This is a genomic window from Alteromonas pelagimontana (assembly GCF_002499975.2).
GTDB classification, from domain to species: Bacteria; Pseudomonadota; Gammaproteobacteria; order Enterobacterales; family Alteromonadaceae; genus Alteromonas; species Alteromonas pelagimontana.
The window spans coordinates 1,433,988-1,457,750 of record NZ_CP052766.1; the positions used below are offsets into that span (position 1 = coordinate 1,433,988).

The window sequence follows — 23,763 nt, forward strand, 5'->3', positions numbered from 1 at the left end:
TATTACCAGCTACGTTTTTTGTAGCCTGTCATGCCATACCAACCCATCGCTGCATAACCCACCAACAGTAATGCGTAAGCTTCTTTTTGACCGGCGATATTAGCCAACCCACCATATACCAGGGGCAATATTGCTCCCCCCGCAATTCCCATTATTAACAATGCTGAGCCACGAGCAGTGAACTTACCTAAATCGGCTAACGCCAGTGGCCAAATAGCTGGCCAGCACATTGCGTTAGCCAATCCAAGTAAAGCAATGCAGGCAACGGAATCAGGCACGGCAGGAACCCCGAAGTTGGACCAAAGTAAGTCTGAAATAACCGTTGTGTTGTCACTGGCAAACAAGATGCACACTGTGAGTATCAGCCCTAAGGCTGCTGATGCACACAAAGCGCGGTTTTGCGTAAGCACTTTGGGTATTAAAACTAAACCCAGTAAATATCCCATTACCATGGCCGCCATCGTGTAGGCGGTAAGACTGGTAACGTTACTAATGCCAATGGACGATCCATATAATCCAATAGTGTCGCCAGCAATTACTTCCACTCCAACATAAAAGAATAACGCTAGGGCGCCTAGTACCAGTTGTGGGTAGCGCAGAATACTCTCGTGACTGGGTACGTCGCTGGGTGCTTCTTCGCGAATAGCTGGCAGGTTTACCTTGAATAACGCAGCCGCGAGTACCAGCATCGCAATGGCCATTCCAACATAAGGCACAATGACTTTTTGCGCCATTTCAGTAACAGTCGCTGTGCGGGCAGCATCGTTCATTGCATCCACACTGGCTTTACTGACATCAGGAAAGTCTGACAGTATTAGGAGAGTAAATAATATCGGAGCAAGCACACCAGCAGCTTTGTTGAGCAATCCCATCACCGCAATTCGCGCGGCTGCAGATTCATGAGGCCCGATTCTAACGATATACGGATTCGATGCGGTTTGTAAAATTGTCAGCCCCGAGCCAACAACGAACTGCGCCAATAGGAAAATCGAAAAATAATGAGTTTTAGCTGCGGGAACAAATAGTAATAATCCCAGTGCCACCAATCCTAATCCAATCACCATTCCCTTTTGATATCCGGTTTTATCCAATATCCACGACATGGGCAGTGCCATCACCACGTAAGCGATGTAAAAACAAAAAGCAACAAACAGCGCTTGTATTTCGCTCAAATCACAGATGATCTGCAAGAACGGGATAAGCGCGCCATTTAACCAGGTGATAAAGCCAAAGATAAAAAATAATGTACCAATAGCTATCATGGGGACCAGCGCGCTGGTCGGTTCAGAACGTGATGGGGTAACGGTGGTTGTCATACAAATTACTCCTTGCTCAGGGCAATAGGTTTGCCCTGTTGCCATAAGTGACGAATGTTCAAATCGTCATCCACACACATAAAATCTGCTTGCTGCCCCACCGCGATACTACCGTATTGATCGCTAACCCCTAACATTGCAGCAGGAGTACTTGATGCCATGGCAATGGCATCTTCCACACTGACACCACACCACTTCACTGTGTTTTGGACTGCTTCTATCATGGTTAAACAGGAACCGGCGAGAGTGCCCTGCGGCGTAGTGAGTTTGTTGCCTTCGCGCAATATTTTAGTATCAAAAAAAGGCACTTCGCATAAGGAGGTACCGGCCACAGCCATCGCATCAGTCACCAACATTATCCGCTCTTTGCCTTTTGCATTTATTGCCACTTTGCAGCATTGCGCGTCTACATGAAAACCGTCAACAATAAGGCCTGCGTAAGCGTTATTATTTGCCAGCGCGACGCCAACCATACCCGGAGCGCGAGATTGCATGGGCGACATAGCGTTGTAAAGATGGGTGAATCCAACCGCACCAGCTTCAAGCGCTGCATTCACCTGCTCTGAAGTAGCGTTGGAGTGCCCTAAAAAAACGTGCACTCCAGCTGCTGTCAGTTGCTTTATCATTTCTACCGGCGTCGATTCTGGCGCCAGTGTCACCATTACCACGCCTAGTGCGTCATCATTGAGAATGGCGAGTTCTTGATCACTGGGCAAACGAATAAAATTTTCACTGTGAACGCCTTTACGGGCTTTGCTCAACCAGGGGCCTTCAAAATGCACCCCGATAATTCCCGGCACGCCCTCTACCCGCGCGTCTTTAATGGCGCGTGCTGCCGCTACCATGACATCAGTTGTGTCAGTGATCAGGGTTGGCATCAGTGCAGTAGTACCAAAAGCCCTGTGCGCTTCCATCATTTTGCGCAAAGCACCAGCTTCGCACTGCTGATTAAACAACACACCGCCACCGCCATTCACCTGCACATCAATAAAACCGGGTATAAGACGATAAGGATAAACAGGCACGTCCGCCTGATTGGGCGCATCTTCAATTCCTGCAACTTGCCCGTTTGCTATGCGAATAAGCTGATTTTCTTTCCACCCTTCTGAGGTGAGTACTTGCTTGCATATAAACATCATACTGTTTCCGTTACTTTTTTCAGGCCCGGGGGCGTATCAGGATCTACGCCGCGCGCTTGCGCTACTTGTTCTATGTCTAAATAAAACCGTTGCATAATGGCGAGTGCCTGAATACGTGGATGCGAAGAAGATAAGAGGTTTATATTCACCACCCGCGCGCCACGCTGAATAACGTCCTCCACCTGCTTGTTATGCACCTGTGCGCTTTCATCGTTTATGGACACATTCAAAACACAGAGTTTATTCTCTACCAGCGTCACGGGCCCATGCAGAAACTCGGCGCTGCTGAAAGCTTCGGCGTGAATCCCCAGCACTTCTTTTAATTTTAAGGCAATTTCTCTGGCAATGGCGTAACCAAAACCGCGGCCCAGCACCACACAATGCGCCACACCTGCAAGTTTGTCAGCGGTGAGAAGTGGTGATGCTTCAACGGCTGTCGTCATTAGTTTTGGTAAGGTAAGCAAAGCCGCTTTCAGATCGTCGTCCTGCTTCCAATAAGCGTAAAGCTGGCAGATGGCGCTTAAACTACTTAAGTAGCTTTTCGTCGCGGCGACGGCTTTTTCCTCGCCCGCATGCAAAGGAATAACGGCATCGACTAAAGCGACTAAGGGAGAATGGGTATCGTTAACCAACGCGATACAAAATGCGCCACCTGCTTTCGCCAGTTTTACCTGATGCAGAATGTCCGGGCTTTTCCCTGATTGCGAAATAACGATAGCGACAAAATTGTGCAAGTTCAGCGTAGCATTATAAACCCCTGCCACAGAGGGCGCGGCTGCAAAAACCGGCACGTTACAGCCAATTTCAAACAGATACTTAGCATACACGCCGGCATGATCCGATGTACCCCTGCCTATCATCATAACGCCAGCAGGTGGTGATTGACGGAACTTATCGCCGAGGGTACGACATATTTGTTGGTTTTCGGCCCGTTGGTTGGCAATAACGGCCGGACTGGAGCCAGCCTCCTGCGCCATGATGCTATTGGACATATTAGGCTTCCTGAAATAACGATTGCTGATAATAAAACGCGCCCCATTCCGGCCCGTACTTTGCGCTGACAATGGCATCGGCCACATCTTTTGCGAGCCAGGGCACAATGGCACCGGCTACGCCGCCCACTAAAACTAGTTTCCCTGGACTTTGCGCCAGTGCCTTTCGGGCAATGGCCGTAAGATAGTCTGTTCCTGTAATAACAATAGCGCTTGCCACCTTATCACCTTGCTCGGCCAGTGAAATTACCGCCGGAGACAGTTCTCCAAAATCAGCTGGCGGCGCATGATTTAGCCGGTCCACCAGCTTAATTGTGGAATTGGTTTGATAGTGCGCACAAACCGCTTCGCACAACGCGCCCCGTGGGGCTACGCCGTCAAGTGCTTCGAGAGTGTGTATGGCCGCTTGCCTTCCCATCCATGCGCCACTGCCTTTATCGCCTATAGTAAAACCATGACCGCCATACTGATACAATTGGCTTTCCACCAATGCTGCCGCACAAGAACCCGTACCTACCACTAATACGGCACCGTTACTGCCGCCGTGAGCGCCAAGCATGGCGGCGTGTAGATCTGACGTGAACGAAAAGCCTGCAAATGGATGACGCCAATTTTTAAGCGCTGCTTTGGCAGACGGCAAATTGGCGCCGGCCAGTCCCGCGCCTACGGCAGAATTAGCCAGTTCAGTTTTAGCGTCTAACCCGGCGTTAGTAAGCGCCAAAGTCACGGCTTGCAAAATAGAATTGCGAGCGGTATCTCCCTGGCGCGCGACATTCGCCGGCCCGGAAACTCCCGCACCTAATGAGAGGCCGTTTTCGTCGAAAACCTCTGCGCGACACTTGGTGCCGCCCCCATCGATACCGACAAAATAGGTGATGTTTGATTGCAACTTAATGTCCTCGTCTGCCGCGTAAGTGGCTTTGTGCGATTTTCTGTACGCCACTTGATGTCATAAGAATGCGACGAAGCTGCGGCAGTATTGTGCGATAAAAGTTTTTCAATAGTAACGTTTGCGCAGGTAATGATTTCTGCCACAATCCGTCGGTAGCGTACCGACATTCTACATCGCCAACTGCGGTAAGAAATGCTGTAGCAGGAATTGGATGTCTTTTGTACTTGATAGGAAGTACATCGAAAATGAGGCGCGGTGCCAATAAGGTGTGGGCCACTGGCCGCAGTTTATCCCGCCAAATTGACTCGTGTGCTGCTCGAGCGAACATTGGAGCGATTAATACTTTCTTCATTTTTTTATGACTTCCCCTATTTTACACCAGGAAACGTTTTTTGCTGTTGGCGCTGGTTCATCTTACAGCGTCTTTACTTCTCCTATTCTTATTCTCAGCAAAGAGAAAATGCAACAAAAAACTGACAACGCTGTCATAAAGCACAATACCTGACCAGTTACCTATTTGCAAACCTGTGATGGGAAATTTTAATACTTCGGCATAAACAAGAAGCATTCCCCTGAAGTAGTGTAAATCGCTACCACAGTTGCTATCGAACTTGAGCTATCGGTCCGACAGGCGCAGCCATCGGTGTACAGCGGCGCTGTGTATAAACTGCTGGACGCCTCCTGAGGGAGTCACTATGTTTAGCTGTTAGTATTAATCAGGCACGTCACATACTCGACGAAAGTTTTATAATACAAATCGTCCTCATTAGTGCTGGTTTATGGCAGAATCACGCGGGAAAACAATCCGAACTTAAGTCCTTCGGATTTTCCCTGTCCAGGGGATGTATATTCTGAGGAAAGATGGTGTGAAAACAACGATTAAAGATGTAGCAAAACTAGCAGGCGTATCGTTTAAAACAGTATCCAGGGTGATTAATGAAGAGCCTTCGGTCAAACCGGATACTGCTGAAAAAGTTCATCAGGCTATCGCGCAGTTACACTATCAACCTAACACCGCCGCTCGCAATTTGGCCGGAACCAAGGCGTATGCTATCGGTTATGTCTACGACAACCCTAACGCATACTATATTATCAACATGCAAAATGGCATCTTGAATGAGTGTCGTAACCGGGGTTACGAACTTATCATTCACCCGTGCAACGCAAGCAGTGCCAATGTGACTGACGAAATTCTGCAGATGGTAAAGCGCTCTCAACTGGCTGGCCTGGTTCTCTCTCCGCCATTATCGGAAATGGCGAGCGTAATGGATGTGCTGGACGATCTGGATATTCCTTACGTGCGCATTGTCTCTGGAAGCGCTACCAAACGTAGCCACCGTCCCTGTGTATTTGTACACGACCGCGATGCGGCAAAAAATATCGTTGATCACATGATTTCACTGGGCCACCAGCGCATTGCGTTTATCTCAGGAGATAAGGGCCACCGCTCCACGGAAGAACGTAAACTGGGGTATCGCGAGGCGTTGCTCGATCGAGGATTGAGTGTTGACCCAGAGTTGGAAATAGACGGCAGCTACTCTTTTGAAAGCGGCGTTAAAGGATTAAAAAGCTTACTTGATTTAGAAACCCCGCCGAGCGCAATTTTTGCCTGTAATGACGAGATTGCCTCGGGCACACTGTTTGCCGCCAGACTCAACGGCATAGACGTGCCAGGTAAACTGGCCATTGCCGGGTTTGAGAATAGCCCGTTTTCTCGTCAAACCTGGCCAAAGCTGACCACTGCAGCGCAGCCCACCGATCAGATAGCCCGACAGGCAGCACAAACGCTAATTGATATTATTCAGTCAGCGCGCAATGTAAAATTCGGTTCTTCAGGCAAAGTACAGCATGTGCATTTCCATCCTGAACTAGTGATCCGCGAATCGACTTATTTACCCGACTGATTATTTCACGCTGTGACCTTGGGGGAAACAATAGAAAATTCTCTCGCTGGACTGTGAACTGGTCAACACCCTCTTCGACCCGCACGCCCCCTCGGAATTAAAAGACAACGCTGTAATGAAACAGCCATATTCTTATTAATTTGCGTTAATCAGATGTTGCGCGGCTAAAATTTATACGCTATGTTTGATTTTGACAACGTTGCCATAGCTGTAACCGGCTTTTTAAAACAACCAATAAGACAGCGCTGTCATTGCGAATATACGGACGAGGGGAACTCATGAACACTATTAAACTTAATAAAATTACGCGGTGCATACATCTGTCTGTACTTATTGGCAGTGCTGTTGCTGCGCCAGTATTTGCACAAAACTCTCCAGCAGATCTGGAACGAATTGAAGTACGGGGAATAAAAGGTTCAACCGAAGCTTCCATTAATTTAAAACGTTATTCCAGTTCGATTGTTGATGCGATCGCAGCAGAAGATATCGGTAAGTTACCCGATGTCACCATTGCAGATTCTCTGCAGCGTATTACGGGCGTGCAGATAGAACGTACGGCTGGTGAAGGCGGTCCCATTCAGATTCGTGGATTACCTCAGGTAGACACCACGCTCAATGGCGAAGTGTTTTTGAGCGCTACCACTATCGATTCATCTGGCGCAGATTTTGGTGATTTGCCTTCGCAATTGTTTTCTGGCGTTGAAGTTTATAAATCGACTGATGCGCGCAACACCGCTATGGGAATTTCAGGCGCCATTAATCTCAAAACCCGCCGCCCGTTTGACATGGAAGAAGGGTTTACCTCCACAGTGGGTGCCGAGGTTAGTCAAGGCTCTATTAGCGAAGAAACCGACCCGACTTACCACGGCATGATCAGTTATAACGCAGAAAAATTCGGTGTACTGCTTTCTGCCGTCAGTACCGAGGTCAATCTTGCAACCGACTATAACGGCTATTTTGATACCTCGGAAAACGGCGGTATCGGCGCGGCGAATAACAATTTCACCTGGGGCCCTAATCCGCGTGGTGAGGAAGTTTATCACGTTGTACCGCAGGGATTCGCGGCATTTAACAAACGGGAAAAACGCGAGCGCAACGCTGTGCAGTTTTCCTTTCAGGCTGATCTCAGTGAAGGCTTTGAACTTGTATTTGATGCATTTTATACCGACCAGGATCGCTTCAATCACCGCCGCGGGTTTTCACAAAATAATCGTTGGTACTCCTTTAATGATTACGCCTACCCTACTGAAAACGGCTGGACTGATGACAGTTTCGTAGATGCTGATGGCAACGAATGGGGCGCGGTAAACGCATTTGAACTTAATTCGTGGCGGATGCAGTCGTTTACCCAGGTGAATAATAACTACGAAACGTCTAAGAACTTTAACCTTGAGCTAAACTATGATGACGGCGGCGCGCTTACCGGGCAAGTTCGTGCCACACGAGCCAAAGCAACAGCAAAAATGCGCCATGGTTATGGTGAAGGAGATATTTTAAGCATTGATTCTGGCTCGCTGGTTACCGGCCCGGGGCAGTTTACCCAAGGTGAAAATTGCACCAACGGCGAAAACATAGTCGGCGATGGCGGCGGCTGCTATGCCGAGTTTTCTCCTGGGGGTATTCAGGATCAGTTTACCCTTTCTTACGACGCCTCTGGCGAATATCCCGTTTTCGGTGGCTTCGACCAAATGGTCGATGGCGGCCTGGGACGTCAAAGCGTAGCTGACTACATGGCTAGTCTGGATGCTTATCACGTCGGTGCATTTTCTTCTGAAGGCAATACCGATGATGAAGGGGAAATTAACACTGTTAGTACCGAATGGAATTATAAGTTTGATGATGGCGTTATCACTAGCGTGAATTTTGGGCTACGCCAGAGTGAGCGCAAAGTGGATCACGATCAATTTACCTACACCTCAGAATTTGGCGACGGTTGCGACATAGCGCAGTGGAAAGCAGTAGATCAATATCATACTGCTGCAACCTGTGAAGGAAACCCGGCGGCGGGTGAATATTTAACAGAAGATGTGACTGTTGATGGTTCCACTATTGCGGCAGGCACCTGGGTTCCTTATACCCTGTTAGGGCCTACTCGTCTGGATCAGTACACGTCGGTTTCCTACATCACTGACTTTGGCGATGTTGGCGGACTTCCCGGTGTGTGGGCAATTGATCCCAGCAACTTCAATGATCCTCGTCAGTTCCAGCTAGATACCTTCGGCAATGTACAACGAGTCGAAAACGCCGGTGCCAGCTATGATGTGCAGTTAAAAGAGTTCAGATATTTTGTTCAGGCCAACTTTGAATGGCAAGCCTTCAGCGGTAACGTGGGCGTAAAAGTAGTAGAAACTGATTTATACGTGAAGCAGAATCTGGTCGGTCCCAATCTACCTCATAGCGGCTTAGGACCAGATGCAGGAGATGTAGTCACCGAGCGAAGCTACACAGATGTTCTTCCCTCAATCAATATCGCCTATGAAGCCGCGGAAGATATCATTCTGCGGGCAGCGTATTCTGAAAACATGCAGCCTCTGAACCTGGCTAGCTGGGGCGGCGGTAAAACCGTGGGTAAAGCCATTAATGGGGATTGCGATTGCTTACGAGTAGTAAATGGTACGTTAAGCGGCAACCCGCAGCTCGATCCATGGCGCTCTACCAACTATTCAGTTTCGGCTGAATGGTATGCTGGCACTGCTTCTATGCTGTTTTTAGCAGGCTTTATGATTGATATCGATAGCTTCATCGAAAGCGGCACGGTAATGATTGACGAACCCGACGACGACGGCATTAGCCGCGGTCCCTGGCCTTTCTCGACCAGTGTACAAGGTAACGGTGGCGACGTGAGCGGCTTTGAAACCGGATTAAAGCTGTCTTTAGCTGACGTTATTGGCGAGGGTAGCTTGTGGTCAAATTTTGGTCTTGATGCCAATTACACTTTCACCGATAGCACTCAGGACTCCAAAGATGTATTTGGCAAAGACTTACCGTTTGTGGGTATGTCTGAAGACACTTATAACCTGGTGCTGTGGTATGAAAATGAAATGTTTTCTACCCGCGTAGCCTGGAACTCAAGAAGCCCACGCCTGATCACGCAAGGTAGTGCTGCAGTAGGCTTCCAGTCACTCTATCAGGATGATTACTCGCAACTGGATGTCAGTTTCAACTACTTCTTCGATGAAAATATAAGCTTTTATCTTAACGGCTCAAATGTTCTTGAAGAGTATCAGCAGACTTACTTAGAGTTTTCTGATCAAAAGGCGTTCCAAAACCAGTATGAAGCGCGCTGGACGCTGGGTGTGAGAGCCAGTTTCTAAGCCGCATAGGCAAAAAGCCGTTACAGATACACTGTGGCGGCTTTTTTATTTATCACCCATTATTTTTTGCTTTTCATTAGGGCGTGTTGACCTGACTTACCCGCCGCTCTGGCAGTGCTTTTTAATAAAATTCTGATGAGATAATGCTCCATCACTTAATTGCGCTATAAATTGCTGAATACGCGCCATATGAGCCAATAACGTTTGCTGCGAAGGCACGTCGGCACGATGATCATATCTGGCAGCTCGTATATAGAAGCCGTTGTACATAGCTAACCAGCTAGAGGCGTTAAAAGATTCGTGGGCATACTGCACAAGATGGCCGCGGCTTTTAAATACCTCCACTTTATGCTGCAAACTTTCTGGCATTGCAAGATGCCGGTAGTCATGCCAGAACTCCCCCTGTTCCCTTTGATTCAACACGTAATGAAGAATAAGAAAATCGCGAATGCGTTCAACTTCCTCATTGTGCAGCCGGTTAACTTCATCAATATCGTGCTGATTAAAAGTCATGTCAGGAAAGAAAGTTAACAGCTTGGCTATCGCTGTCTGAATAAGTGAGATGCTGGTGCTTTCAAGCGGCTCAAGAAAACCTGACGCCAAACCCAGTGCAAAACAGTTTTTATTCCAAATTTTCTTTCTTCTGCCCGGAAGAAACTGAAGGGTTCGGGGCGCCGTAAGCGGCTCGTTTTTAAGCGTTGACAGCAGCTTTTCCGTTGCTTCATCGGCTTGAATATACTTACTTGAAAAGATATAACCATTGCCAGTGCGGTGCTGTAGCGGGATTTCCCACTGCCAGCCGGCTTCACGGGCAATTGAGCGGGTAAAGGGTAAAGGGGGCTCAGTTGAAGCCGATTGCACCGCCACGGCGGTATCGCACCATAACCACTGGCTCCAGTCTTCATAGCCGGTTTGCAGCGCCTGCTCAATTAGCAAACCATCAAAACCGGTGCAGTCGATAAATAGGTCGCCAGCGATGATTTCGCCGCTTTTAAGCTGAACATCCGCAATATGTTTTCTCCCGTCGAGGTTCACCTTCGCGACATGACCGGAGATATGGCTGACTCCCTTTTGAACTGAAAAATCGCGCAGAAACCGGGCGTAGAGCGCCGCATCGAAGTGATAGGCATAGGCATAATCAGCAACAGGTGAAACGGGTGGCGTAGCAGGTTGTGCAAACAGACCTTTATTTGCCAATGCTTCTGCAAAGCAAAAATCATTTATGGCAACATCAACGCCTTCCTGTTGCAAACGCCGTATGTAATGATGAAAACCCACATTCTGAAAGTCAACGCCATAGTCGGCGAATGGGTGAAAAAATGACTCTCCTTCCTTGCTCCAGTCGATAAAGCGGATGCCAAGCTTGAAGGTAGCTTTTGTGGCTTTAATTAGCTCGATTTCGTCTAGGCCCAACTGTCGGTTGTATTCCACAATATTTGGAACTGTGGCTTCGCCAACACCGACTGTAGGAATGTCTGCCGATTCAATCAGGGTTATCTTTAACGGCTGCGATTCGCTATAACGTGCGAGACTTGCCGCAGCCATCCATCCGGCAGTACCGCCACCCACAATCACCACATTTCGTATTTTGGCCACTGATACTCCCTCTTTCAGCTGGTGACAGCGTTATCATATTAGCACTGTCTTTTTAGCTGCTATTACACTATTAATGCACATAATACGGTGGGATTTCAAATCCCACCGTCGTACTCCTACAGTTCATGCAAGAACAATTTTTGCGGCTATCCTCCAACCTGACGAATAGTATAGAAATACCTAATCAAACTATTTTGATAACTAGCAATATAAGGTAAAAACACCCTCCCAGAATAAAACGGTTGCTTGATAGAAATACTTTGTTAACATAAATGATAGCGTTGTCATTTTATGATAACAAAGGCCCATCTTAACTCGAAGGAAAAGATTATGCAGGGAATAAAAGTATCTTTTACGGTGGCTAGTGTTCTGCTGGCGATCCCAGCGCTAAATGTTGCTGCTGCAACGGAGCTGAACCAAGCAGCGCTGCACAAGCTGGCTCAGCAACTCGACGTTAAGTATGAAGTTATCAGCAATTTCAATGACACATCCTGTAAGGAATACCGCTCCCCCTGCCCTCGCTCAAAGTTGGTGTTAACCAGCCCTACCGAGTTTTCAGCAACAGATTGGACGCTCTATTTTGGCCAGAATGCGCCTGTCACAGGCGACCAGAGTGCGTTATTTGATGTTAAGCATGTTAACGGCGATTTGCATACGCTTTCTCCTACCACCGAATTCACTGGATTCAAAGCAGGCGAAGCGGTAGAAATTCCTCTGGAAGGGCATTTCTCCTATATTTCTGAATCTACAGTGATGCCTAATTATTATTTAACGTCGCCGGGGCTCGAACCAGAAATTATTGCTGCCACAGTGGAAACGTTTGATGAGGAAACGGGACTGTATACGCTTCCCCACGCGGGCAGCTTTACCAAAGAAGAACAACTGAAAAGATCTGAAAACGATCACTCGCCTCAGGCAACGGCGTCACAACTGTTTGAGTGGTATTCCGCCATTGCCGGTAACACGTCAACGGCAGCAGAAAATCGTATTATTCCCACTATTAAAAACGCTTCAGTCACCGGTAAACGCGTTACATTAAATTCAGGCTTGGCGTTTGATGATGCCACAGCGAAGGATTTGCCATTTCTTTTTGAACTGCGGAATATTCCTTTGGCCACAAGCGGGCTGAAGGTCAAGCTGACGTCAGCACCTTCGTTAGGTGCACAAGCATATTCGCTAGCCATTTCAGAAAAAGAAATTACCTTACAATCCAGTTCAGCCGCGGGTCAGTTTTATGGCTTGATCAGTCTGGCATGGCTATACGACACCGCCACTTCTTCGCTTCCCGTTGGTACTTTCGAAGATGCACCGCGGTATGACTTCAGGGGCATTCACATTGATGTAGCCCGCAACTTTCACAGCAAGGCAATGATCCTCAGGCTGATGAAAGAAATGGCAATGTTAAAGCTCAACAAGTTGCATCTGCATCTTGCAGACGATGAAGGCTGGCGTTTGGAAATTCCCGGATTACCTGAGCTAACAGATCTTGGCGCTTACCGCTGTCACGATTTATCGGAAACGACTTGTTTACTGCCCCAATTGGGTAATGGCCCTTTTAAGGACACCAGCGTTAACGGGTTTTACAGCGTAGAAGACTATAAGGAAATTCTTCAGCTAGCGAAGCGTTATCACATTGAAGTGATCCCGTCACTTGATATGCCCGGTCACTCCCGGGCGGCTATCAAGTCGATGGAAGCGCGATACCAGCGTCTGAAAGCAGCAGGGGAAATAGCAAAAGCTGAGCAATATCGGCTAGTGGAGCCTCAGGACACCACCCAATACTCATCCATCCAATATTACAACGACAACACCTTAAACCCGTGTATTCCAGCAACCTATCGGTTTGTTGAAGCGGTAATAAGTGAGGTCAAAAAAATGCATGAGGATGCCGGCCTGCCGCTTAAGCGTTACCACATTGGCGCTGACGAGACCGCGGGAGCCTGGTCTGAATCTCCTGCTTGCGCCGCATTAATGAAGCAAGAAAATATTGATAGCCCCGAAAAACTTACCAGCTTATTTATTTCGCGGGTGGCAACAATTGTTGATCGCATGGGCATAACCACCGGCGCTTGGAGTGACGGCCTTAGTCACGTGAAGCCCGATATGCTGCCAGCCAGTATTCAGTCGAACATATGGGACCTGCTTCCTGCGCAAGGGCATGTGCGTGCGCAGGAAATGGCGAACAAAGGATGGGATACCGTGTTGTCTCTGCCTGACGTGTTGTATTTTGATTTTCCCTATCAGGCTGATCCCGTGGAAACCGGCTTTTACTGGGGTTCCAGAAGCACCGATACCTATCAGTTGTTTCAGTTTATGCCCGATAACCTGCCCGCGCACGCTGAGTTCTGGACTGACGTAATGGGGAATCAATATCAAGCTCAAGATTCTACGCCACTAAAAGAAGGCGCGTCTTTTACCGGTATTCAAGGGCAACTGTGGAGCGAAATAGTTCGTCAGGACAGCACCGCCGAGTACCTTTATAACCCTAGAATGCTGGCTCTGGCCGAACGCGCATGGCATCAGGCTACGTGGGAAATACCCTACGTTGCTGGCAGGAACTACAGTGCCGAAACGCAATATTTTACCGACGAATTGCAGCGAGCGCAGAATCGGGACTGGCTTGCGTTTACGCAAACCATGGTGAACAAGTATCTGCCTGCGCTAAACAAGACAGACATTTTCTATCGCTTGCCTGTTCCTGGTGCGGAAATCCGCAACGGCAAACTTCACGCTGTTGCCCCTTGGGAAGGCGTAACTATCGAGTATCGTGAGGGAGAAGGAAAATGGCAGCGTTACCGCGAGCCTGTCGAAGTAAGAGGAAATATCAAAGACGATATCGCTGTACGCTCAACCCTGCCAGGAACACAGCGCGTGGGCAGAAGTATTCAGGTTAAATAGCAGCCGGGCAAGCGCCCGCTTCTATTTAATTCGAAATATCAACCGTTACCTCAGCCGAGAAACGCATGAAGAGAGAAAGCAGTTTGGACATTTTCCGTGGGTTCACCCTTGCGGCAATGATTTTAGTCAACACCCCCGGTTCCTGGTCCTATGTCTATGCGCCTCTTCTGCATTCCCATTGGCATGGTCTAACACCGACGGATCTTATCTTTCCATTTTTCCTTTTTATCGTTGGGGCGGCGATGTTCTTTTCGCTTAGCCGCCAGCCGAAAAGTCAAATTCCCTGGCTAAAGATTGTAAAACGCACCGCGCTGCTGTTTTTTATCGGTATGTCTCTTAACTTTTACCCCTTCACAAGTGACATCGACAACTGGCGAATTATGGGTGTGCTGCAGCGAATAGCGTTATGTTATTGCCTGGGCGCAATCATCATTATTTTGTTTTCTGATAAGGGGATCTGGCTGGCTACTGCAGTGTTGATGATTGGGTATTTCGGCGTTATGTTGACACAAAGCCCGGCCTGGACGCTAGAGAATAATCTGGTGAGGGATGTGGATCTTTACTTGCTGGGGGCGTCGCACATGTACAAGGGGTTTGGTCTTCCTTTTGATCCTGAAGGGTTGTTGAGCTGCATTCCAGCGACCGCAACTCTGTTACTGGGGTATTTAACCAGCAGTGCATTATCCCATCACCAAAGCGCTAAAGAGAAAATAAAACAGTTAGCTATCTGGGCGATTATAGCGCTGGCGTTAGGTCTTGCCTGGCATCAATGGCAGCCAATTAATAAGCCGCTGTGGACAGGTTCTTATGTGCTGGTAACGGCCGCATGTGGCTGGATAACGCTGGCAGTAATAGTATTTTTCAACAGCCGAAACTGGGGTAAAGGCGTATTTAGCGCTGCACAGATATTTGGCAGTAACCCGTTGTTTATTTATATACTGTCGTGGTTGTTTGCTGCAACGTTGCAACAAGTTATTCGATTCAAGGTAGATGGCAAAGACACTAACGCGTACGAGATGTCCTTTACGTTTCTTTCCTCAGTAATGTCTCCTTATAATGCGTCGTTAGTTTTTGCGCTGCTGGTAGTGGCGCTGCATTTTCTGGTTGCACTATGGCTCTATCGCCGCAAAATATTTATTAAGTTGTAACACTAGTGCGCATTGATATGTGCTCACTCAGCGCAAGAAATTTTTCAGCTTTTGGCAAGCCAGTTCCGTGAAGCTCTAGCGGGGCTGAATCGAATGCAATTGGTGCAGCTCAAAAGCTGAAAAAGCCCGTAAAACTACTGTGATTTTACGGGCTTTACAATGCTTTACGTGCTTTAAATAATCGTTACTTGGTAGGTTTTTTAGGTATGGGCCTGCTAAATACACCTCTGTTCACTCTTGGCCGTGAGTAACCTGTTCGCATAAAAGACCTCTGACAATATTGCCACTGTTTCCGCCCAACACAAGCCGCCGAAGTGTCATTCGATCAGAGCAGTTAGCAGGATGAGGCCAACGGCCTTTTCCCTTTCAACTCCCCGTATTTACGAACATCAAAATGGTAACTACACCAAGGCTTTTGCGCTGAACTTGCGAATCCTTTATTGTCTGCGGTAACGAAATAAGAAAATTAGAACGTTATGCATCTGACTTCATGCGCCAGACATTACCGGGAGATGGCATGATCACAACAGCTTTTGGTTATATAGCTGCACTCTTTGCCATCGCCGCTATATTGCACCTTCTTGAGACCCGCAGCAAGATGGCGATGTTTAAATATTTACCCGCCATTGTACTGTTATATTTTGTCGTAATGGTGTGCGCTACGCTGAACCTGTGGCAACAGGGGCCGACTATTGATGCCACCTACAAAGCTTTACGAAACAATCTTTTACCCACCATGATATTTTTAATGTTGCTGGACGCGGATCTGCGGCAAATCAAGGCAAAATGTGGACACCCACCTTTAGGAAGATAAAAATCATGTCCTGTTTACTCGTAAATTTTTTACGCTTTTTTGCTTGTTATAACTCACATAATGCGGAGGATAAACCACACAAAATAGCCAAATGTGCGAAAGCTGCTTTCGAGTGCAGGTAAGTACGTCTGACTGTGTTTTAAGCAGGGAATCGAAAGTTAGAAGTGCGCTTGAGGTGGACGGGCTAACCGGATTGGCTTCCTATGCGCAGGTTGAGCTTACGCTGGATGGTGGTCAGACAGATCCGGGTGGTAAACTGTGTTTCAATACCGGCAACCAGCCAGTGCCAAACCACAGAACTGAGTCCGGCGCATTCTACAATGGGCAGGTTATCGCTAATTTTTCTTCGCTTGTTTGGGTGAAAATAGCGACCAGTTTCATCCACAAGTTGTAATAATCTTGAAACCGGAAAGGTAAACCTTTGGACATAGGTTGTGCTGGGTTTCCGGCAAACGGGAACAGGTTACAGGGTTGCGCAGAATTCCTGACCGCGCGAATACGCGTTTGAATACTGGTATGGCTGGATTTTTCCGGGGTAGCTGCCATTTTCGCGCGTACAGGGTTTAAATCGACATATGCCATACACGCGACCAGAGCGGTTTTGTCCAGTAGGGCCTGAGACTTAAAACGCCCTTTCCAGAAACGCCCGGTACAGTTATCTTCTTTATTAGCCTGACGGGCGATGTATTCATTAAGCAAACGCATAAACCAGCTGATGTCGTAAAGGTGTTGCCGGTATACCTGAGCAATCTCTTCAACCGTTTTTACTTCGGCATCAGACATGGCTTCGCGTTCTGTCTGGTTAACAAATCATTGGGTTAATACCGTGCCCTGATGCAGCTTTTGCCAGCGCAGCAACACCGCGCCGGCTGTCCAGCTTAGCGCTTGCTCCTTATTAACATGCAATACCACGTGAGTATGATTACTCATTACTGCATAAGCACACACATCAATGGCAAAAACACGCGCCAATGTCCGCCCCCACTTAGTCCGGAAGGCTACGCTCCAGCTCGTCGAGCCAGAGTTTGGCTGTCGCGTCCGAAGGCGCCCGCCAGTCGCCCCTAGGCGAAAGCGAACCTCCAGGCGAGACCTTGGGTCCATTGGGCATGGCCGAGCGTTTGAATTGGCTGAAGCCGAAGAAGCGCTGCACGAAGACCCGAAGCCATTCGGCGATCTGCGGCAGGTTGTATTCTCGCTTGGCCGCATCGGGGAAATCGATCGGCCAGCTTCCCGCCTCAGCGTCCCGCCAGGCGTGCCACGCCAGGAACGCCACCTTCGACGGCGGCAAGCCGTAACGCATCGTGTGGAACAGGAAGAAGTCGTGCAGCTCGTAGGGGCCGATCCTGTCCTCGGTCGATTGCAGCTCCTCCTCTTCGCCCTGGGGGACCAGCTCGGGCGAAATCTTCGTGTCGAGGATCGCGTCCAGCACCTCGTTGGTCTCTGCGTCGAACTGCTCGGTCTGAATCACCCAGCGGACGAGGTATTGGATCAGCGTCTTAGGCACACCAGTGTTGACCGCGTAGTGGCTCATCTGGTCGCCGACGCCGTAGGTGCACCAGCCTAGCGCCATCTCGGACAGATCGCCCGTGCCTATGACGAAGCCGCTGTTCTGGTTGGCCAGGCGGAACAGGTAATCCGTCCGCAAACCTGCCTGAACATTCTCGAAGGTCACGTCATAGACCGGCTCGCCCCCGGCAAAGGGGTGGTTCATGTCGCTGAGCATCTGCTTCGCGGCGGGGCGGATATCAATCTCGGCCGCCTCGATGCCCAGGGCGCGCATCAGCTTCCACGCATTGCTCTTCGTGGAGTCGCCGGTGGCGAAGCCGGGCAGCGTGTAGCCCAGGATCGTCGAGCGGGGCAGACCCAACTGATCGCACACCTTTGCGGCGACAATCAGGGCATGGGTCGAATCGAGCCCCCCCGACACCCCGATGATCATGCGGCTGCCGCTGGTGGTCTCGAACCGACGGCGCAGGCCCTCGACCTGAATGTTGAACGCCTCGTAGCAATCCTGGTCCAGGTGGCTGCGGCGATTGGGTACATACGGAAAGCGCCGGATCGGGCGGATCAGCCCGGCATCCTGCCAATGCGGCCGGTGGTCGAAGCTCACGCGACGGAACTCGATCCGGCGCATCTCGGCGGCGTCTGCGTAGGTGCCGGTTCTCATCCGCTCGTTCAGGATCCGCTGCGTGTCGATATCGGCAAGGCAAAGCTGCGGATCGAGCGAGAAGCGTTCGGATTCCGCCAGGAGATCGCCAAGCTCGTAGATAGCCCCCTGCCCGTCCCAGGCAAGATCCGTCGTGCTTTCGCCCGGCCCTGCGGCCGAGTAGGCATAGGCGGCCATGGCGCGCGAGGACTGCGACCGGCAGAGCATGTGCCGCTCGTCGGACTTGCCGATGGTGATGTTCGACGCTGACAGGTTGGTCAGGATCACAGCCCCGGCCAGCGCAGCGTCCGACGAGGGCGGGATCGCGGACCAGTAATCTTCGCATATCTCCACATGGAAGATGAAGCCCGGCAAGTCGTGGGCCTCGAAGATCAGGTCGCTGCCAAACGGCACCTCCTGCCCGCCGATCTTCATGGTCCGTCCCCGGACATTCCGCCCGTGAGAGAACCACCGTTTTTCGTAATACTCGCGATAGTTCGGCAGGTAGGACTTGGGCACGACACCAAGAATTCGGCCATGCGAAATCACAATGGCACAGTTGTAGAGCTGCCCGTCATGGCGAAGCGGCGCGCCCACCAAAAGCACCGGGGCCAGGTCCGCGCTTTCCGACACAATATAGGCCAGCGCGTCCTCGACCGCGTCCAGCAGGGTCGTCTGCATATGCAAATCGTCGATCGCGTAGGACGACACGCAGAGTTCGGGATAGACCAGCAGATCGACCCGCGCCTCGTCCGCGCGGTGCGCCTCTTCCAGGATCCCCTCGCAGTTGAAGGCTACGGCCGCCGTCCGGACACGTGGCGTGCTTGCGCCGACCCGGACGAAGCCGTGCCGGTGCAGGGAGTGGAAGGTTTCGGGCCTCGGGAAATCGGTCATGTTAGCGCCTCCTCGAACATCTCGATCGCGACTTCGATGCATGCCAGGCGTACGCCGCTGCGGCCGATGGGACCGAAATGCTCCTCGCGATGCACGGTCTTCCGATCCCGGACCGCGCAAGCAAAATGCACGAGCCCTTCCTCGGCGTCGCCCGCGGGCCCGGCAAATCCCGTCACCGAGAATGCCGCACGCGCATTGGAGGCGGCCAGCGCCCCCTCGGCCATGGCGATCGCGACAGGTCGCGACACGGCGCCGTGCTCGTCGAGCATATCGGAGGGAACCCCCAGCATGTCGGTCTTGGACTTGTTGGTGTAGACGACGTAGCCCCGCTCGAACGCATGGGAACAGCCTTCGACATCGGTGAAGAGCGAAGCGATGAGCCCGCCGGTGCAGCTTTCCGCCGTGGCCAGCGTGCATTCGTCATCGCAGGCTCGGTTCAGCACCTTGCAGATGCGCTCCTGCAGATCGTCAGGGATGTCGGTGACGAGCGTCTCGACCATGGCAGATCTCCGTGTATTTTCGCCGAGCCGACATAGAGCGCGCCCAACGGTTTCGAAGTATAGGGTGAATAAACGCTATCTACTACGCTTTCGGGCTGTCTTTCGGTTCAGTTTGGGACGTTTTCGGTTCACAGTGCTGAAAAAAATTAGTGATGAAAATATGTACATATGCAAATATGGACACCCACCTTCAATTAAAAATGAGTAGCATGTCCTGTTTACTCGTCAATTTTTACGCTTTCTGGCTTGCCATAACTCACATGATATGTTGAATAAGTCACACAGATAGCCAGTAGTGCGCAAAAGCTGTCTTTGGGTGCAGGTAAGAACATCTGGCAGTATTTTAAGCAGGTGATCAAAAGCTAGAAGTGCGCTTGAAGTGGACGGGCTAACCCAGCAAGAGAGAAAAGGCAACGTTACCGGAAACGGTGAAACCAGGCTAAATAGACAATAATTTGCTGGCGTATGTTGCTGTTCAAGCCGGACAGTTCCATTAGAGTTCCTTTAAATTCTAACAACAACTGAGCCAGAGTTTTGGTCTGCACTTACGAAAAAGCCCATAGAGCATGTTGACGTTCTACGGGCTTTACAATACTTTACGTGCATTGATTCATCGTTACTTGGTAGGTTTCTTAGGTATGGGCCTGCTAAATACACCTCTGTTCACTCTTGGCCGTGAGTAACCTGTTCGCATAAAAGACCTCTGACAATATTGCCACTGTTTCCGCCCAACACAAGCCGCCGAAGAGTTAATCGACAAGAGCAGTTTATAAGAAAAGCTCAACTGCCTTTCCCCTTCAACTATCCGTATTTACAGACACCAAACTTGTAAATACACCACGGTTTTTTGCGCTGAACTTGCGAATCCTTTATTGTCTGCGGTAACGAAATAAGAAAATTAGAACGTTATGCATCTGACTTCATGCGCCAGACATTATCGGGAGATGGCATGATCACAACAGCTTTTGGTTATATAGCTGCACTCTTTGCCATCGCCGCTATATTGCACCTTCTTGAGACCCGCAGCAAGATGGCGATGTTTAAATATTTACCCGCCATTGTACTGTTATATTTTGTCGTAATGGTGTGTGCCACGCTAAACCTGTGGCAACAGGGGCCGACTATTGATGCCACCTACAAAGCTTTACGAAACAATTTGTTACCCGCAATGATATTTTTGATGTTGCTGGATGCGGATCTGCGACAAATCAAAAAGCTGGGTATGAAGATGATTGTTACCTTTCTGCTGGCAGCAATCAGTATTGGCTTAGCTTTTATTGTTACTTTTGCCTTATTTCATCAAGGGCTGGCTGATGACGCATGGAAAACCTTTGCAGCGTTGTGCGGCAGTTGGATGGGCGGCACCGGGAATATGGCTGCCGTTCAACTTGCTTTAAATGTACCCGATGCATCAATGGGTTACACCCTGCTTATTGATTCTATTGATTACGCACTGTGGGTAATGTTACTGCTGGCACTTGTGCCCTACGCCCGTCGGTTTAACCAATGGACTGGCGCTGACGACTCCCTGTTAGCCGATATTGGAAATCGGCTCGACCAGCAGTCTGAACAGGCCTCTGCCGTTTCTGCGGGTAATCTCATGGTACTTCTGGCGGCGGCGTTTGTGGTGTCTGCCGCGTCTCAGTCACTGGCCACCATGCTGCCTACCACGGCCTACTTTACCCACACTGCCTGGACTGTCGCCATTGTCACGCTCGCCGGCATTGTTGCGGCAATGACGCCAATGCGCCATATTGGAGGCGGGCAAATATTGTCAACGGTATTGCTAAACCTTGTCATTGCGCTTATCGCCTCACGAGCCAATTTTGGCGAATTACTGCAAGCGCCAATCTACATTCTGGCAGGGCTGGTAATACTGGTTATCCATGGCACGTTTATGGTACTACTGGCGAAGTGTTTCAAGCTGGACTTATTTACCTGTGGGCTAGCGTCACTTGCCAATATCGGTGGCGTGGCCTCGGCCCCTATTCTGGCAGCGTCTTATTCCCGCGCGCTTATTCCTATTGGAGTGCTAATGGCGATGCTGGGATATATTGTCGGCACCGCAGGCGGCTTGATTGTCGGTAAAGTGCTGGCGCTTATTGCCGGGGTGTAATGTCAAAGAACACGGGCAATATTAAGCAAGAGCCACATCAAGAATCATCATGATCACAAACCCAAAGAGCAGCGAAAATGTCGCCAGGTTCTGGTTACCGTTCTGGTGAGTTTCGGGAATGATTTCATCACTAATAATAAACAGCATTGCCCCTGCCGCAAATGCCAGGGCCCACGGCATAAATGCTGCCATGGTAGACACTGCCACAGCGCCTACCAGTCCCCCCACTGGCTCCACTAAGCCGGACGCAATACCAATCATCGCCGAGCGCATAGGAGAGTACCCCACCGACAGCAACGCAACAGACACGGCCAGCCCTTCAGGGATGTTTTGCAGGCCAATACCCACTGCCAAAGAAATTCCGTTGGTGATCTCACCACCAGCGAATCCAACGCCAACCGCCAGACCTTCCGGAAAGTTATGCAACGTAATTGCAATCACAAACAGCCAGATACGACTTAACCTGGAGGCGCTGGCCCCTTCTCTACCGGTTTTAAAGTGTTCATGAGGCGTACGCTGGTGAATAAAAAAAAGCGTTCCCGCTCCCAGCAATACGCCTAACGCCACCACAAAGGCGCTGAGCATTTCACTGTTGTAGTCAGCGGTAGCGTGATCCAGCGCCGGAAGCAAAAGAGAGAAAAATGTCGCCGCCAACATAATACCCGCAGCAAGGCTCAATAAACCGTCTTCCATTCGCCGGGACAAGTGTCGAATGGTTAACACTCCTAGACTGCCAACCGTAGTCCCCATACTAGCGCACAGGCTTGCGGTAAAACCCATCAAAATAACGCTGGATGCTTCCATTTAATTCCTGTTAAAAAATAAAAAATTGTACCGGTACTTTGGTAATCGTGCAGTAAGTAGTGAAAAAAGCAGCGATATTTTTTGTAGCCCTTACCTTTCAAAATCAGGTACGACAATTCGCGGAACACGGGGAGAAACCCGTGTCATCAATTCGTAGGAAATCGTTCCTGCCCATTTGGCTATTTCATCAATGCAGATATTAGCGCCCCAGAGCTCAACAGCATCACCACAGGCAATCTTTTTTACCTCGGTGACATCAATTGTGATCATGTCCATGGATACCCGCCCTACTAGCGGAACCCGCAGTCCGTTGACCCATACCGGTGTTCCATTAGGACAATGGCGGGGATACCCGTCGGCATAGCCGATACCCACGGTAGCAATGATACTGTCTCTCGGGGCGTACCAATTCTGTCCGTAACCAACACTTTCGCCTTTTTTTACCTTGCGCACGGCAATAACACTGGCACCTAGCGTCATTGCTGGCGCTAAAGCAACAGAAGATCCGCCCCGTGACAGCGGTTCACTGCCAAACATTGCCAGTCCTATTCGATTCCAGTCGCCATGGCTTTGCGGCCAGCCCACCGTCGCAGGCGAGTTTGCGATGCTTACGGGAAATTGCGTCTGCCTTACAACGTCGGCGAAGGCCGCTATTTGCTGTGCAGTAAAGGCATTATCAACATCATCAGCACATGCAAGATGCGTTACCAGGACGGTATTATTATCAAAAAACTCACCAAACTCATTTACTATGGCGCCCACTTCGTGACAGGCAAAGCCTAACCTGTGCATGCCGCTGTCCACCTTGAGCCAAACCGTAGGTCTGACAGCTTTGGGAAGCTGCTTTAGCCACTGCAGCTGTTGCCTGTTGTGCACCACCAAAATGCAATTTAGGTGCTTTGCCTGAGCACACTCCTGCGCCTGATGCGGCCCTTCCAGCACAACTATAGGCGCAGTAATATTGTTATTTCGCAATAACCGCGCTTCTTCAAGAAGCGCTACTGCAAAGCAGCTGGCATGATCTTTAAGAATATGAGCAACATTTACCGCCCCGTGGCCATATGCGTCAGCCTTAATGACAGCCATAGTCTTACTGGAAACAGCGAGAGATGTTAAGCGGGAAAAATTACTAATTATGGCATCTGCGTGAATGATGGCTTGGGTTTGTCTGCTCACCGACTGTTCGGGTCCTGGTCGTTACACTAAAGCAAGGCAGCAAGTGTACCATGGAATCATCATTATAAAATTCCATCTATACATGCCTGCCGGAATAAACTATTCTTTCACCGT

18 protein-coding genes are annotated in these 23,763 nt (G+C 49.7%); 6 read left to right on the forward strand and 12 right to left on the reverse strand.

The genetic code is table 11. The features are described from left to right. Positions 1 to 2: 2 nt before the first annotated feature. From CA267_RS06500 to CA267_RS06520, 5 genes are read right to left on the reverse strand one after another with little or no spacing between them, the layout of a single operon-like run. Positions 3 to 1,316 (reverse strand): sugar MFS transporter, encoded by a 1,314-nt coding sequence (locus CA267_RS06500; RefSeq protein ID WP_075608240.1) that lies wholly within the window; start codon positions 1,314 to 1,316, stop codon positions 3 to 5. 5 nt (positions 1,317 to 1,321) lie between these two features. Next, positions 1,322 to 2,455 (reverse strand): N-acetylglucosamine-6-phosphate deacetylase, encoded by a 1,134-nt coding sequence (nagA, locus tag CA267_RS06505; protein WP_075608239.1) that lies wholly within the window; start codon positions 2,453 to 2,455, stop codon positions 1,322 to 1,324. Beyond that, a complete protein-coding gene (gene nagB-II, locus CA267_RS06510) occupies positions 2,452 to 3,447 on the reverse strand; it encodes a glucosamine-6-phosphate deaminase NagB-II (protein WP_075608238.1) in 996 nt (331 codons plus the stop codon). Before nagB-II ends, nagA begins: the two co-directional genes overlap by 4 nt. Position 3,448: 1 nt before the next feature. After that, the gene (locus CA267_RS06515; protein WP_075608237.1) at positions 3,449 to 4,336 is read right to left on the reverse strand and encodes a BadF/BadG/BcrA/BcrD ATPase family protein; all 888 of its coding nucleotides are present in this window, start codon (positions 4,334 to 4,336) and stop codon (positions 3,449 to 3,451) included. A 1-nt stretch (position 4,337) separates the two neighbouring features. Further along, the gene (locus CA267_RS06520; protein ID WP_075608236.1) at positions 4,338 to 4,691 is read right to left on the reverse strand and encodes a hypothetical protein; all 354 of its coding nucleotides are present in this window, start codon (positions 4,689 to 4,691) and stop codon (positions 4,338 to 4,340) included. A 514-nt stretch (positions 4,692 to 5,205) separates the two neighbouring features. Between CA267_RS06520 and CA267_RS06525 the strand changes: the two genes are divergently transcribed. After that, a complete protein-coding gene (locus CA267_RS06525) occupies positions 5,206 to 6,243 on the forward strand; it encodes a LacI family DNA-binding transcriptional regulator (RefSeq protein WP_232367608.1) in 1,038 nt (345 codons plus the stop codon). Positions 6,244 to 6,521: 278 nt separating this feature from the next. Continuing rightward, a complete protein-coding gene (locus tag CA267_RS06530) occupies positions 6,522 to 9,557 on the forward strand; it encodes a TonB-dependent receptor (protein ID WP_075608234.1) in 3,036 nt (1,011 codons plus the stop codon). 96 nt (positions 9,558 to 9,653) lie between these two features. Here the strand turns inward: CA267_RS06530 and CA267_RS06535 are convergent, their stop codons facing one another. Continuing rightward, positions 9,654 to 11,153, reverse strand: coding sequence for a tryptophan halogenase family protein (locus CA267_RS06535; protein WP_232367609.1), 1,500 nt, complete (start codon positions 11,151 to 11,153; stop codon positions 9,654 to 9,656). Positions 11,154 to 11,483: 330 nt separating this feature from the next. On the opposite strand from CA267_RS06535, the gene CA267_RS06540 reads away from it, so the two are divergent. The 3 genes from CA267_RS06540 (at position 11,484) to CA267_RS06550 (ending at position 16,013) form a co-directional block, all read left to right on the forward strand. Then, a complete protein-coding gene (locus tag CA267_RS06540; RefSeq protein WP_075608232.1) occupies positions 11,484 to 14,051 on the forward strand; it encodes a family 20 glycosylhydrolase in 2,568 nt (855 codons plus the stop codon). Positions 14,052 to 14,116: 65 nt separating this feature from the next. Beyond that, positions 14,117 to 15,199 (forward strand): acyltransferase family protein, encoded by a 1,083-nt coding sequence (locus CA267_RS06545; RefSeq protein WP_075608231.1) that lies wholly within the window; start codon positions 14,117 to 14,119, stop codon positions 15,197 to 15,199. A gap of 517 nt (positions 15,200 to 15,716) precedes the next feature. Next, entirely contained in the window at positions 15,717 to 16,013 is a 297-nt protein-coding gene (locus tag CA267_RS06550) for a DUF819 family protein (protein WP_170669025.1), read from the forward strand. 315 nt (positions 16,014 to 16,328) lie between these two features. Here the strand turns inward: CA267_RS06550 and CA267_RS06555 are convergent, their stop codons facing one another. Genes CA267_RS06555 through CA267_RS06565 form a run of 4 tightly spaced genes read right to left on the reverse strand, consistent with a single transcriptional unit; the run spans position 16,329 to position 19,553 of the window. Further along, positions 16,329 to 16,796: a hypothetical protein gene (locus tag CA267_RS06555; RefSeq protein ID WP_408609410.1), complete on the reverse strand. Its 468-nt coding sequence runs from the start codon at positions 16,794 to 16,796 to the stop codon at positions 16,329 to 16,331. Between the two features lie 27 nt (positions 16,797 to 16,823). After that, positions 16,824 to 16,985, reverse strand: a complete 162-nt coding sequence (locus CA267_RS19225; RefSeq protein WP_408609411.1) for a hypothetical protein — start codon at positions 16,983 to 16,985, stop codon at positions 16,824 to 16,826. 13 nt (positions 16,986 to 16,998) lie between these two features. Beyond that, on the reverse strand, positions 16,999 to 19,053 hold the full coding sequence (locus CA267_RS06560) for an NAD(+) synthase (protein WP_075608229.1): 2,055 nt from the start codon (positions 19,051 to 19,053) through the stop codon (positions 16,999 to 17,001). Continuing rightward, complete coding sequence (locus tag CA267_RS06565; RefSeq protein ID WP_075608228.1) at positions 19,050 to 19,553, reverse strand: CinA family protein; 504 nt, start codon at positions 19,551 to 19,553, stop codon at positions 19,050 to 19,052. Before CA267_RS06565 ends, CA267_RS06560 begins: the two co-directional genes overlap by 4 nt. A gap of 949 nt (positions 19,554 to 20,502) precedes the next feature. On the opposite strand from CA267_RS06565, the gene CA267_RS06570 reads away from it, so the two are divergent. Further along, complete coding sequence (locus CA267_RS06570) at positions 20,503 to 21,669, forward strand: DUF819 family protein (RefSeq protein WP_075609965.1); 1,167 nt, start codon at positions 20,503 to 20,505, stop codon at positions 21,667 to 21,669. A 21-nt stretch (positions 21,670 to 21,690) separates the two neighbouring features. Here CA267_RS06570 and CA267_RS06575 read toward each other — a convergent pair whose 3' ends face one another. Beyond that, positions 21,691 to 22,473, reverse strand: coding sequence for a ZIP family metal transporter (locus tag CA267_RS06575; RefSeq protein WP_075608227.1), 783 nt, complete (start codon positions 22,471 to 22,473; stop codon positions 21,691 to 21,693). Positions 22,474 to 22,563: 90 nt separating this feature from the next. Then, positions 22,564 to 23,649, reverse strand: a complete 1,086-nt coding sequence (gene alr, locus CA267_RS06580) for an alanine racemase (protein WP_075608226.1) — start codon at positions 23,647 to 23,649, stop codon at positions 22,564 to 22,566. Positions 23,650 to 23,763: the final 114 nt, after the last annotated feature.

What these genes read in the sequence shown, in the direction of transcription:
- CA267_RS06550 (WP_170669025.1), top strand. Translation starts at nt 15,717, where the DNA reads ATGATCACAACAGCTTTTGGTTATATAGCTGCACTCTTTGCCATCGCC.
- CA267_RS06570 (WP_075609965.1), top strand. Translation starts at nt 20,503, where the DNA reads ATGATCACAACAGCTTTTGGTTATATAGCTGCACTCTTTGCCATCGCC.
- CA267_RS06520 (WP_075608236.1), bottom strand. Translation starts at nt 4,691, where the DNA reads ATGAAGAAAGTATTAATCGCTCCAATGTTCGCTCGAGCAGCACACGAG.
- nagA (WP_075608239.1), bottom strand. Translation starts at nt 2,455, where the DNA reads ATGATGTTTATATGCAAGCAAGTACTCACCTCAGAAGGGTGGAAAGAA.
- CA267_RS06555 (WP_408609410.1), bottom strand. Translation starts at nt 16,796, where the DNA reads ATGTCTGATGCCGAAGTAAAAACGGTTGAAGAGATTGCTCAGGTATAC.
- CA267_RS06560 (WP_075608229.1), bottom strand. Translation starts at nt 19,053, where the DNA reads ATGACCGATTTCCCGAGGCCCGAAACCTTCCACTCCCTGCACCGGCAC.
- nagB-II (WP_075608238.1), bottom strand. Translation starts at nt 3,447, where the DNA reads ATGTCCAATAGCATCATGGCGCAGGAGGCTGGCTCCAGTCCGGCCGTT.
- CA267_RS06540 (WP_075608232.1), top strand. Translation starts at nt 11,484, where the DNA reads ATGCAGGGAATAAAAGTATCTTTTACGGTGGCTAGTGTTCTGCTGGCG.
- CA267_RS06575 (WP_075608227.1), bottom strand. Translation starts at nt 22,473, where the DNA reads ATGGAAGCATCCAGCGTTATTTTGATGGGTTTTACCGCAAGCCTGTGC.
- CA267_RS06500 (WP_075608240.1), bottom strand. Translation starts at nt 1,316, where the DNA reads ATGACAACCACCGTTACCCCATCACGTTCTGAACCGACCAGCGCGCTG.
- CA267_RS06530 (WP_075608234.1), top strand. Translation starts at nt 6,522, where the DNA reads ATGAACACTATTAAACTTAATAAAATTACGCGGTGCATACATCTGTCT.
- CA267_RS06565 (WP_075608228.1), bottom strand. Translation starts at nt 19,553, where the DNA reads ATGGTCGAGACGCTCGTCACCGACATCCCTGACGATCTGCAGGAGCGC.
- CA267_RS06545 (WP_075608231.1), top strand. Translation starts at nt 14,117, where the DNA reads ATGAAGAGAGAAAGCAGTTTGGACATTTTCCGTGGGTTCACCCTTGCG.